10 protein-coding genes are annotated in these 12,083 nt (G+C 74.0%); 3 read left to right on the forward strand and 7 right to left on the reverse strand.

Annotated elements, in window-relative coordinates; genetic code table 11:
- Nucleotides 1–8: 8 nt before the first annotated feature.
- The 3 genes from KIT14_09890 to KIT14_09900 form a co-directional block, all read right to left on the reverse strand.
- The gene (locus tag KIT14_09890) at nt 9–2,159 is read right to left on the reverse strand and encodes a CHAT domain-containing protein (GenBank protein ID MCW5890852.1); all 2,151 of its coding nucleotides are present in this window, start codon (nt 2,157–2,159) and stop codon (nt 9–11) included.
- 182 nt (nt 2,160–2,341) lie between these two features.
- Nucleotides 2,342–3,040 (reverse strand): hypothetical protein, encoded by a 699-nt coding sequence (locus KIT14_09895; protein MCW5890853.1) that lies wholly within the window; start codon nt 3,038–3,040, stop codon nt 2,342–2,344.
- A 237-nt stretch (nt 3,041–3,277) separates the two neighbouring features.
- Nucleotides 3,278–3,862 carry a sigma-70 family RNA polymerase sigma factor gene (locus KIT14_09900; protein ID MCW5890854.1) on the reverse strand — a complete coding sequence of 195 codons (585 nt, stop codon included), beginning with the start codon at nt 3,860–3,862 and terminating at the stop codon, nt 3,278–3,280.
- 279 nt (nt 3,863–4,141) lie between these two features.
- Here KIT14_09900 and KIT14_09905 point away from each other — a divergent pair, with 279 nt between their 5' ends.
- Nucleotides 4,142–7,846 carry a hypothetical protein gene (locus KIT14_09905; GenBank protein MCW5890855.1) on the forward strand — a complete coding sequence of 1,235 codons (3,705 nt, stop codon included), beginning with the start codon at nt 4,142–4,144 and terminating at the stop codon, nt 7,844–7,846.
- A 46-nt stretch (nt 7,847–7,892) separates the two neighbouring features.
- Complete coding sequence (locus KIT14_09910) at nt 7,893–8,198, forward strand: hypothetical protein (GenBank protein MCW5890856.1); 306 nt, start codon at nt 7,893–7,895, stop codon at nt 8,196–8,198.
- A gap of 40 nt (nt 8,199–8,238) precedes the next feature.
- Here the strand turns inward: KIT14_09910 and KIT14_09915 are convergent, their stop codons facing one another.
- A complete protein-coding gene (locus KIT14_09915) occupies nt 8,239–9,225 on the reverse strand; it encodes a sulfotransferase (protein MCW5890857.1) in 987 nt (328 codons plus the stop codon).
- A gap of 103 nt (nt 9,226–9,328) precedes the next feature.
- Here KIT14_09915 and KIT14_09920 point away from each other — a divergent pair, with 103 nt between their 5' ends.
- Nucleotides 9,329–10,108, forward strand: a complete 780-nt coding sequence (locus KIT14_09920) for a hypothetical protein (protein ID MCW5890858.1) — start codon at nt 9,329–9,331, stop codon at nt 10,106–10,108.
- Here the strand turns inward: KIT14_09920 and KIT14_09925 are convergent.
- The 3 genes from KIT14_09925 to KIT14_09935 are packed head-to-tail and all read right to left on the reverse strand — an operon-like array spanning nt 10,105 to nt 12,034.
- Nucleotides 10,105–10,608, reverse strand: a complete 504-nt coding sequence (locus KIT14_09925) for a TPM domain-containing protein (protein MCW5890859.1) — start codon at nt 10,606–10,608, stop codon at nt 10,105–10,107. The two genes, KIT14_09920 and KIT14_09925, sit on opposite strands and share 4 nt — an antisense overlap.
- Nucleotides 10,602–11,435: a TPM domain-containing protein gene (locus KIT14_09930; protein ID MCW5890860.1), complete on the reverse strand. Its 834-nt coding sequence runs from the start codon at nt 11,433–11,435 to the stop codon at nt 10,602–10,604. The genes KIT14_09925 and KIT14_09930 overlap by 7 nt, the downstream gene beginning before the upstream one ends.
- On the reverse strand, nt 11,432–12,034 hold the full coding sequence (locus KIT14_09935; GenBank protein ID MCW5890861.1) for a LemA family protein: 603 nt from the start codon (nt 12,032–12,034) through the stop codon (nt 11,432–11,434). Before KIT14_09935 ends, KIT14_09930 begins: the two co-directional genes overlap by 4 nt.
- Between the last annotated feature and the right edge of the window lie 49 nt (nt 12,035–12,083).

Consider the following 12,083-nt stretch of genomic DNA (forward strand, 5'->3'; position numbering starts at 1 on the left):
GCGGCGTTTCACGACGGCTCCCGCAGCCCGCGAATCTTCCAGGCGCCCGCGTTCTTCACCAGGGTTCCCGTGATGCGCACCTCGAGCCGCATCGTACGTCCGGTGCCGCCGTCGGTGAACGCGTCCAGGCGCGTGAACGTGGCGAGCGCCTCGTCGCCCTCGACGAGCACGTCGACGTCGTCGATGCGCACCGCGAGGTCGCCGGCGTTCGCGAAGTAGCGGTCGAGCGACGCCCGCTGGGCGTCGCTCATGGTCAGCTGGAGGGCGGCCAGGCGCTCGACGCTCTTGGCCTGGAGTGCCTCGGCGTAGCGGCCGAGCAGCGTGCGGATGGCGGATTCGTCGTCGTCGGGCGCCTGCGCAAACGCGACGCCGCCGTCGAAGAGCCACGAGGTGTCGGGGGCGGGCCGATCGGGGGTGGGCGGCGGCGTCGTGCCGGAGGTGCCGCCGGACGGCGGCGTCGGCTCGCCGAGCGTCTCGCTGAGGAGGCGGTACGCGCGCAGCGTCTCGGGTCCGCGGGTCGCGAGCGCCGCCTGGACCTGCTCGGCCGTCGGCGACAACCCGAGGGCGCGCAGCGCCTGGAGCGCGAACTCCGCTTCGAGGTGCATCAGCTCCGACTCGGGCCCCTGCACCCGCTCGCTCGCGACGAGGATGCCGCTGGCGGGGTCGATCACCTCGAGGTCGAGGGTCACGAGCGACGCGTCGACCGAGACCGTGGCCGAGAGCAGCCGCGTCATGCCGAGCGCCTCCGCCGCCTCCAGCTCGCCGATCTGGCGCTTGGTCCGCACGAAGTCGATCTTCTGGCGCGACACCACCTGCATGGGCGGGAACTTGCTCAGGATGGTGATGAGCCCGTCGCGCGTCAGCTCGCGCATCCACGCCGGCGCGGCGCCGCGGGCCTTCACCTCCATGACGCCGATCACGAGCGGGGACGCCGGCCGCACCCGATGGCGCCACAGGACCCCGCCGGCGATCGCGATCACGAGAAGCAGGAACGTGAGCCAGCGCCGCCGATCGCGCAGCGCCGACGCACCGGCGCCGCGGGCCGGGAGGGCGCCGGGCGTCGGCGCCTCGACGACGACGGGTAGCGCCGCCGGGGTCTCGTCGTCGGGGGGCGCGAGCAGCCGCTGCCCGGGATTGCCGTAGAGGACGAACGACAGCCAGCTCGGCGAGCGCTCGCAGTCGACGTCGGCACGGCAGCCGGCGCGCGCGTGGCGCAGCGACTCGCCCAGCGTGGCGCCACCGAGGACCTGCGCGTAGAAGCGCTCGGCGAGCGGGGCGGCATGGCGGTCGCTGACCTCGCACAGGGTGCCGACGACGCCCAGCGCACCGCCGAAGAGGAAGCCGTTGGCGACGCTCGAGACGGTCGCCTCCCAGGCGCCGCCGTCGCCTTCGCCGCCGGTGGAGGCGCCGCGTGCGCTGGCGCAGCCGTTGAGGAACACCAGCGGCCGGCCCGCGAGGTTCGACTCGACGACGTGCGGCGAGAGGACGCGCTCGTCGGCGAGCAGCAGCCCGGGCGTGCCCGCGGCGTCGGCGACGACGTGCCCCGCCCAGTGGATGAGCGAGAAGCCTTCGCCGAGGTAGGCGCTGACGGCGTCGAACGTGGCCAGGCGATCGGCGATGCAGACGACGTCGCAGCGCGCCTCCAGCGCCTCGCAGATGGCGTCGGCCTCGCGGCGCACGAACGGCAGGTCGCCGCGCGGGTCGGAGGCGATGACGAGGGCGCGCGGCCGCGCCCCTGCAGGCCCCGCGCTGCCGAGCGCCGCGACGGGGCGATCGAGCAGCAGCCGCTTGCCGAGGCCGTAGCGCAGCCCCCAGAACTCCTCGTCGTCGTGGAGCAGCTCCCAGGGCAGCCCCGTGAGCGAGGTGCTGACGAGCAGCGGTCGTCCGGCCAGCGCGCGCAGCTTCGGCCGCAGGCGCTCGGGGACGAGGGTGCGATAGAGGACGGCGCCACGCGCCTGCGCCTCGCGCGCGAAGCCGGCATGCTCGGCTCCGTGCAGGAGCTCGGCCGCGCCGTCGACGAGGGCCCGAAGCGTCGCCTCGTCGCACGGCTGGCGCACCTCCTCGTGCAGCGGCTCGCCGAGGTCGTGCTCCGGTATGTCGAGACGCCATCGCAGTGAACCGCCGACGGCCTCGACCCACAGAACGGGGACGAGCCGCATCACCGGACGGATGGCTGCCGCATTCGGGAGATGCCGGATCCGCGCGGCGAGGCGTCGGCGCGCGGCCAGCGGAGCTCTGTCGGTCCTGCTCGGTCGAGCACGAACGTCGTCTCGGAGGACGGCACCTAGCATCGGATGGGGGGCTGGGTCCACCGCGTGCGCCAGGCCGCGGGCCACGCGTGTCACGCGCCGAGCTCGACGTCGAAACGGAGCTTGAAGCGGAGCGCCTGGTCCCTCTCGTGGATCTCGAGGACGTAGCGCCCCGGCCGCAGTCCCTTCACGAGGACCGGGGTGACGTCGTGAACGGTGTAGCGCGCGACCAGCTCGGTGCGATCCGCGAGCAGCTCGCGCAGGTGGACGGAGAGCCGATGGGGCGTGGGGCCCGAGACCGAGAGCGCCAGCCCGACGCGCTCGCGGCCCGCCGGCTCGAGCGCCATCTCGGCCCACAGCCCGGAGTCGGCGAGGGCGAACTGCATGTGCTGGCCGAGTGCAGCGTGCGGCAACGTCGCGGCCTCGCCGCGCATCGCGCCGCCCCCGGCGGGGGCCAGGACCGCGAAGCCGTCGGGGACCTCGGTGAACGCGGCGGCGGCCTGACGAACGCCGACGACGATGCGGCCCACGATCTCGCGCACGGTCTCGCCCGCGCGGCCGGCGACGTCGCGCCAGGGTGCCGCGGCAGGAGCGGCGATGGCGTCTCCGAGCTCGCCGCGAGCGGCGATGGCTTCGACGACCACGAGCTCCGCGAGGCGGCCGCGGCACGCGAGGCACCAGCCGAGATGGCGGGCCAGGTCGGGATGGCCGTTGCGGATGGCGACGGCCTCGAGGCCGACGAGCTGCCACAGGTCGTCCCGGGTCTGGCCGCAGCCGAAGAGAGCCGCCATGCGATCTGCACCGGGCGGGGCGGCACCGGCCGCCAGCTCGTGCGCCAGCCGCAGGGCCTCCCAGCAATCCGAGCAATGCGCCACGTGCTCGCGAGCGGCGCTGAAGGCGGCGGCCGTGGGCCGGGGGAGGGGGGCGTCCCCCGGCCTGGCACCCAGCAATGCGGAAATGGCGTCTTCGTGCGTCACGGCCGTACCTCCCTGACGGGCGTTCCCGGGGTCATGTGTCGGGACAAACCCCTAGTCCGTGTCATCGAAGGCCGTCCGGATGCCCTTGCGGATGCGTTTGAGCTGCCCGGCGACGCCGTCCCGGCTGAGGGACTGGCGGGCGGCGATCTCCTTCTCGGGGAGGTCCTCGACGAACCGCAGGCGGGCGACCTCCAGCCGCTGGCAGGTCTCGGCCACGATCTCGAGGCGCTCCTTCAGGCGGCGCATCTCCTCCGGGGTGGGCAGGTGGGAGGGCACGCGCTCGCGCAGCGCCTCCTCGGCGTCGTCCTCCGGGCCGCCGATCCAGACGCGTCGCTTCTGATGACGCTGCCGATCGCGGGCGAGGTCGATCACGGTGTGGACGAAGATGCTGCGTGCCCAGGCCTCGATCCGGCTGGCGTCGTGGAGGCGCTCGAGCTTGTCGGAGGAGACGAGCTTCAGGAGCGCGTCCTGCACGGCGTCCTCCACGTCCGCGCCGAGGGACGGATAACGTCGCTGCCCGAGCGCGAGCCACTGGCGGCGGAACGCGTCGAGCACGTCGGGCAGCCGCGCGTCGGGCGTATCCGACTGCGCGGAGCGCAGGATAGCGAGGATCGCTTCGGGCGGCCCGTGGCGCACGGAGGCTGGACCATGCCCCCGGAGTGGCGCGGGAATCAAGGCGAGGCCGCACGTCGCGCCGCCCTTTGGTACGACCCCGGCCGACGATGGCGCATGACACATGCCCTCTGCCGCGCGCGTCCTCCATGCCGACGCCCGTGCATGCGCGACGTACAGCCGCCAGGCCTTCCGGGTAGAGGACGCAGGTAGTAGTCTGCCCACTCCCGAGCCCGAGCGCTCCGCATGAGTCCCGCCTTTCGGCTGTCTACTTTGCTTGCCTGTGTCGTGCCATCCGTGCTGATGGCGGCCGGGCCCGTGCACGCGGAGATGCCGGTCATCCGCTGCGGCGAGTCGCGTGTCGCCGAGTCGCCGCGCACGGCGGACTTCTACACGTTCGTGGCGAAGGCCGGTGAAGTGCTGACGATCGGCGTCCACGCGGAGCAGTGCGGCGCCACCCCGGCTCCCTGGTGGCGTCTCTACGCGCTCGCTCCCAACGGCGCGATCGTGCCGACCTCCGACGGCGCCAAGCGCTGCTTCGGGCGCTGCGAGACGGCGCCGCTGCCGGTCGACGGCTCCTACTTCCTCATGGTCGTCGATCCCGGCGGAAAGCCCGGTCGTCTCTACCGGCTCGCGGTCGCGGCCGTGTCGGCGACGGCCAACGGCCGGACGAACGGGCCGCCGCGGCCGACCTGCGCGGGTACGCGCCCGATCGTGCTCGGGCAGCAGCTCGAGGACTCGCTGGAGCCGAACGGCGATATCGATGCGTTCACCTTCGACGCCGAGGCGGGCGCGCGCCTGCGCATCGGCGTCGGGCCGACGAGCGAGAGCGGCATTCGCTGGGAGCTGTTCGATCCCGCCGGCACCCGCGTGACGTTCGGCAACGGCGAGCGCTTCTGCACGGGGCCGTGCGACATGGCGCTCGGCCCGGCGGGCGTCTACACCATCGTCGCGAGCGACCTCGGCTGCGAGGGCGTACGGGCCTACGCGCTGACGCTCGCGGCGATGCCGATCCCGACGACCACGACGACGACGCCCCCGACCACGACGACGACGGTGCCGCCGGCGCTTCCGTCGCCGCCGCGGGTGACGCTCGGTCGCACCTTGCGACGGTTGCCATCGGTCGGGGCGCCGGGCGAAGCGCTCGGCGCGTCGGTGCTCGCCCGCGGTATGCGGCTCGTGATCGGCGCGCCGCACGAGGGCGCGGGCGGTCCCGACGCCGGCGCCGCGCTCGTGCTCGACGTCGCGGGCGTGCCCGGGACCCCGGGCTTCGGGGGGATCGTCCGCGTGCTGCTGCCCGCCGACCCGGTGCCGGGCGGGCGCTTCGGCGCTGCGCTCGCGTCGGTGGGCGAGGGCGCCGGCGACGGTCTCGTCGTCGGCGCGCCCGGCGACGTCGCTACGCAGGTGGGAGCCGCCTACCTCTTCCGATCGCTCGAGGACCGCGCGCCGCTGCGCCTCACCGTGCCGACGCTGGTCGCGGGCTCGGAGGTCGGGGCGGCGGTCGCGGTGGTCGCGGGGCATGTGGCCGTGGGCGCGCCCGGGGCGCCGCGGGAGGGTGTGCCCGGAACCGGCGGGGTGCTGCTGTTCGATCCGGCGGGTGACTTCACCGGCAGCCTGGTCGCGCCCGACGTCACGACCGGCGACGACCGCTTCGGCACCGCGCTCGCCGTCACCGTCGACGGCCTCGCGGTGGGTGCACCCGGCCGCGGGCCGCGCGCGGGGCGCGTCGTCGCGTTCGCGGGCGTCGAGAACGACGTTCGCTTCGTCGTGCAGTCGCCGCAGCCCGAGGTCGGCGACGGCTTCGGCGCCGCGCTCGCGTCGGCCGGACGCGACCTCGTGGTCGGGGCGCCCGGCACGTCGGGCGGCGCCGGCGCCGTGCATCTCGTCGGCGGCGAGCGCGGCGTCGTGCGGGCGATCTTCACGTCGCCGACGCCGACTCCCGGGGGCGCGTTCGGTGCGGCGGTGGCGGTGCGCGACGGCGTGCTCCTCGTCGGCGCGCCAGGCGAGGGCGCCGGCGGACGCGTGCATCGCTTCGATCTCGCGCAGGGCGCGCTCCTCGAGACGATCGAGAGCACCGCCGGCGGCGCCCCCGGCGACGGCTTCGGCGCCGCGCTCGCGGGGCTGGGCGACGGTCGCGTACTGGTCGGTGCGCCGGGATCGGATCTCGGCAGCATCGACGGCGGCGCTGCGGTGCTGGTGGCCGACGGCGTCACCCAGGCGGTGTTCCGCAACCGGCTGCCGGCGGCCGAGTTCGGTGCCGCCGTCGCCGGGCTCGGCGGCGACGTCGTCGTCGGTGCGCCGCGCGACGCCGGCGGCACCGGTGCCGTGCAGCGCTTTCCCGCGCTCGACGTCGACGCCGGCGCCGCGGTGATCACGAGCCCGGTCGGCGGCATGCCCAACTTCGGCCGCGCCGTGGCGGCGCTCGGTGACACGATCGTCGTCGGCGGCGCGCCCGATCAGGACGAGGCGGCGGGCGCCGTGCACCTGTTCGACGGCACGGCGCTGCTGCGCTCGCTCGCCGCGCCCGGGGCGCAGGCCGGCGACCAGTTCGGCTTCTCGGTCGCGCCCAGCGGCACGAGCCTCGTCGTCGGCGCGCCGCTGGCAGGACCGCTCGACAGCGGCATCGCCTTTCTCGTCGACCCCGCCACCGGCAACCGGCAGGTGACGTACCAGAAGCCGTCCCCGATGACGGGCGACTTCTTCGGCGCCTCGGTGGCCGCCGACGGCGGCACGATCCTGGTCGGCGCGCCGTCCGACCGCGACGGCACCGCGCCGACGGGGGCGGCGTATCTCTACGCCCGCGACACGGCGGTCCTCCTCGCGACGCTGGTCAATCCGACGGGCGTGCCGAACGAGCTGTTCGGCGCCGCGGTCGCGCTCGGCACCGCGCACGCTGCGATCGGCGCGCCGATGGCCGGTGCGGGCCGCGTCTACGTGTTCGACCGGCTGACCGGCATGCCGCTGCTGGTCCTCGATCATCCCAACCCGATGCGCGGCGGCGGCTTCGGCAGCGCGGTCGCCTTCTTCGGCGACGCCGTCCTCGTCGGCGCGCCGCGCGACGATTCGGGCAGCCCGGACACCGGCGCCGCCTATCTCTTCGACCTCGGCAGCGGCACCCTCCGGCAGACGCTCGCGAACCCCGCCACCGGCGCCTTCGACCATTTCGGCGCCGCGGTCGCCGCCGGCGCCGGCGGGCTCCTCGTCGGCGCGCCGGGCGCGTCCCGTGTCTACGAGTACGTGCCGGTGGTGGCGCCGGCCGGGAGATTCACCGCCGGCGTCACGCAGGCGCGCGTCGCCGCGACCGCCTCCGGCACCTGCGGCAACGGGCTCATCGAGCCCGGCGAGGTCTGCGACGACGGCAACACCGTCGACGGCGACGACTGCAAGGCGGACTGCTCGGGCACGCTCTGCTGCACGGTCGATCCCGCGGCCGCCGCGCGCTGCGACGACGCCAACCCGTGCACCGACGACCTCTCGGATCCGGTCAGCGGCTGTAGCAACGTCGACAACGGCCGCTGCTGCATCACCGACGCCGATTGTCCCGACAGCGGTCAGTGCCGCACCTGCGTGGGCTGCTTCCTCTACGACTGGGACTGCTGCGACCGCGGCTCGATCTGCCTCGTCGTCTCGAAGGAGTGCGCGGGCACGCGGTGCTTCGGCCAGGCGATGTGCGAGTGCAGCGGCGGCCTGACGACGTGCGACGGCGAGCCGGTGCCCGCGGCCGTGCGCCAGTCGTTCGAGAACGGATGCAACGGGGTGCGCCTGCAGACGAGCGTCGCCCCGAACATCTCGGCGACGCCCAAGGATCTCGTCCGCAGCGCGCGCAAGCTCTCGAACGGCTCGCATCGCGAGCTGCGCAAGGCGATCCGCGCGGCGCGGAAGCTGCGCCGCAGGAAGATGCTCTCGCCCGCGTGCACGCGGCAGATCGTCGCCGAGATCCGCCAGGTGAAGCGGACCGTGCCGCGCGCACAGCGCCTGCGTCGCTGCGTCCTCCAGCAGACCGGCTGACACATGTGCGCCACCGCCCCCGTCTGCGGGGGGCAGGAGGAGGCACATGGATCACCAGGATCTGCTCAAGACCCGCCCGCGTGCAGTGGTCACCCGCTTCGAGGTCGCTGCCGTGCGCATGGCGGACGCCTGGCTCCAGGCCGGGCGGGTCCATGTGACCCCGGACGACTTCGCCCTCGCGCGCGAGTTCCTCGAAGGCACCGGCTCGACGGTCCGCGCCACCAGCGGCGCGCTTCTCCGCCTGCGCCACCGCGACGGCCGCGCCGAAACCCTCACCCGCGAGGCGATGGTCCTCCTGGCGTTCCGCCGGCTGGCGTCGAAGTGCCGGGAGGACGGCGACGCGGCGGGGTGAGCGTCCGGCGGGCGCGTGAGCCGCGACGGCGGCAACCTCCTCAGCGCGCCAGCAGGAAGCGGAGCCCGCGGATCCACCCGCCCTCCGACCGCGCCCGGAACGCCAGCTGACGGAGGGCGTCGCGGCCGCGATATGCCGAGTAGGCGAGCGGCGAGAGACGCCGGACGGGGAGGTCGGGAAACTCGCGCGGGTAGGCGAGGTCGTCGAGCAGGTCGGCGGTGATGGCCTCGATGCGACGGCGCTGGGAGCGCGACATCTCCTGCTCCCACTTGCGGCTGTTGCCGGCGACGACTTCGGTACGACCGCGGGCGTCGCCGTAGTTCTCCGGGATGCGGAGGAAGGTACCGGCGTCGGCGGGGGTGGGAAGGCCGAGGAACGTGAACAGACGGCCGAGATGCCGGCGGACGTCGGCGGTCAGATCCTCGTAGCGCAGCTCGAGATAGCGCGCGGGGCCGATGGCCGCGCCGGCGGTGCGGCAGGCGCGGACGCGGTCGGCCCACTCCTGTGCGGTACGCAGCGGCGAGTTGCCCCAGGCCTTGGCGGTGGACAGCGCGCAGTCGCGCGGGTCGCGCAGGAGATGGATGAAGCGGGCCTGCGGGAAGAGACGGGCGAGGAGGGGTAGCTCGGCCATGTAGACCGGGGTCTTGTCGCCCCAGACGATCGTCTCCCAGGGCTGGGGCGGGTCGGGGATCTCCTCCTCGTGGACGCAATGGAAGAGCGCCTCGAGGACGCCCGGCCAGTCGCGCGCCCGGCAGCGCGACCACCACGTGTCGCGATCGATGCGGATGCCGCGCGTGCGCCAGTACCAGAAGGCGCGCGTGCCCTCGAGCGCGGTCGCCAGCGCGTCGAAGGCCGTGCGCTCGCGCAGGTCGCCATAGCGATCGAGCGTCCGCGTGAAGTGCGGGATGAAGTGCGACTCGATGTCCGAAATCCAGACGTCGGGGCTGCGGTTCAGCAGCTCCCGGAGCATCTTGGTGCCGGACCTCGGATTGCCGACGAGAAAGAAGGGCGGGGCGGCGCGCTCCACGGAAATGGACGACTCCAGGGAGCGAGGGTAGCACCGGGTCCCGCGCATGTGGAGCCGAACGGGGCTGCTGGAAACCAGCCGCGTCCGCGCGCACCCTGGGCACATGGTGGTCGTGGCGCTCCAGCACCCGCGCGCCGATCCAGACGCCCTGGCCGAGGCGCTGGGCGTCTCGGTCTGGGACGCGCAGCAGCGGCTGCGCGGGGACGGCCCGCGCATCGTGGCCCGCGTCGCCGCGCGCGACGAGGCCGATCGCCTCGCGGTGACGCTCGCGGCCCACGGCTTCGCCCCGCTGGTTCTCGACATCGACCCGGCCGGGCCGGGCGAGCTCTGGGTGGTCCCGCGCACGTTCCAGCTGCGCGACGAGGCGCTGCACCTGACCACGCGCGACGGCAGCCCCTTCGCGATCCGCTGGGAGCGCATCGGGCTCCTCCTGCGCGGGACGCGCATCGTCTCCGACACCGTCACCGAGGAGCATCGCCGGCGCCGCTTCGATCCCGTCCGCGCGGTCATGACCGGCGGCCTCATGATGACGCGCACCACGACCACCACGACGACCCGCGCCACCGAGGAGCGTATCGGGTTCCTCCACATCGTCGCCCACGGCGTGTCCGACGTGGTCGTCTACGAGGACGAGCTGCTCTACGACGGCCTCGGTCCGCAGCTCGAGCCGACGCGGGCCGGCAACTTCGCGGCCTTCGTCGCGCTGGTGCGCGCCGCGGCGCCGCATGCGCTCTACGACGAGCAGCTGCTGACGCGTGCGGGACAGATGGCCGTGCTGGGCGGCGTCCTCGACCCCGAGACGTACGTCGACGTCGCGACCGTGGTGCTGATCGCGGCCCTGGCGCCGGCGGAGATCACCCACGGCGCGGAGCGGCTGGTCTAGAGCAGCGTCGGTCGATCCGGCAGCTGGTCGCGCCCGCCGTCTGCCGAGGGGAACTCGCGCCGCAGCAGTGCGCCGATCGCCGCCACCGCCGCGCACGTCCCGGCCTCGAATCGCCGTGCGGCGAAGGCGCGCGTCAGGTCGTGGCAGATCGTCGCCCACTCCGCCGGCGTCACGCCGGCGAGGCCGCGGTCGGCGACGATCTCGACGTCGTGGTCGGCGAGCAGCACGTAGAGGAGGACGCCGTTGCGCTCGTCCGTGTCCCAGACGCGGAGACGGCCGAAGACGTCGAGCGCGCGCTCGCAGGGCGACGGCTCCCGGAGCAGCTCGCGCGTCGGCAGCGCCACCTCGATGGCGACGCGGATCTCGCCCGTCGTGCCGCGCTCGGCGCGCGCGACGGCATCGCGGATCGCGTCGAGCACGGCGGGCGGAAACGTCCGACGCGTCAGGAACGGCCCGGCGGCCAGATGGCGCAGGATGCGACGCGGACGCATGCTCACCATCTCCCCGAGGCGCCGCCGCCGCCGAAGCCCCCGCCGCCACCGCCGAAGCCCCCGCCGCCGCCGAAGCCGCCGCCGCTCCAGCCGTCGCCGTGCACGACGCGTCCGGGCACGCCGCCGCCGAGGGCCATCAGGAACGCGAAGACGGCGAGCACCAGGCCGACGACGAGCGAGCCGACGGCGAGCCATCCGACCACCCCGGTGACGCCGGCGGCGATCACGGCACCGGCGAGTCGGCCGAACATGGAGCGCAGGACCGCGGCCACGAACGGCAGTCCGACGAACAGCGCCGGGATGGCGATGGGGCCGATGTCCCGCAGCCCGTTCCGCGGCGTCGGCGGCGGCAGCGGCTCGCCGTCGACGACCGCGATCATGCGGTCGACGCCTGCGGCGATCCCGCCGGGCAGGTCACCGTCCCTGAAGCGGGGCACGATCACCTCGTCGATGATGCGCTTGCCGATCGCGTCGGGCAGCACGCCCTCGAGACCGTAGCCGACCTCGATGCGTAGCGTGCGGTCGTCGGTGGCGACGACGAGGATGGCCCCGTCGTCGACGCCCTTGCGTCCGAGCTTCCAGGCGTCGGCGACGCGGATACCGTACTGCTCGATGGTCTCGGGCTCGGTCGTCGGCAGGATCAGGACGGCGATCTGCGAGCCTTTGGCGGCTTCGAAGTCGCGCAGCCGCCGCTCCAACGCCGACTTCTCGCTCGCAGAGAGGGCGCCGCTCAGATCGGTCACCCGCGCCGTCAGCGTGGGCACCGGCACGTCGGCGGTGGCGACCGCCGCGACGAGCGCGACCGCCACGGCGAGCGCGGCGCCGAGTCGGCTCACTGCGCCGGCTTCGCCGCCGGCTCGCCGAAGTCGACCGTGGGCGGCTTCGACAGCTCGCGCTCGTTCTCGACCTGGAAGTTCGGCTTGGTGCTGTAGCCGAAGAGCTTGGCGGTGAGGTTCGACGGGAACTGGCGCACCATGAGGTTGTAGGACTTCACCGCCTCGATGTAGCGCCCGCGCGCGACCGTGATGCGATTCTCGGTGCCCTCGAGCTGGGCCTGGAGGTCACGGAAGCTCTGGTCGGACTTGATCTGCGGATAGTTCTCCGCGACTACGAGGAGGCGCGAGAGTGCGCTGCCGAGCTCGCGCTGCGCGGCCTGGAATCGCGCGAACGCGTCCGGGTCGTTCAGCAGCTGAGGGGTCGCCTGGATGCTGCCGAGCTTGGCCCGCGCCTGCGTCACCGAGTCGATGACGGCGCGCTCCTGCGCCGCCATGCCCTGCACCGTCTTCACGAGGTTCGGCACGAGGTCGGCGCGGCGCTGGTACTGGTTCAGGACCTCGGACCATGCGGCCTGCACCTGCTCGTCGCGTTCCTGGATGGTGTTGTAGCCGCAGCCGCCCATGCCGACGATCACGGCCACGAGGAGGAGGGCGCGCATCCGGGTCTGCATGCTGGCGATCTAGCGCGTTCCGTTCGGGGGGTCCACA

The organism is bacterium, assembly GCA_026129405.1.
Classification (GTDB): Bacteria; Desulfobacterota; Binatia; order DP-6; family DP-6; genus JAHCID01.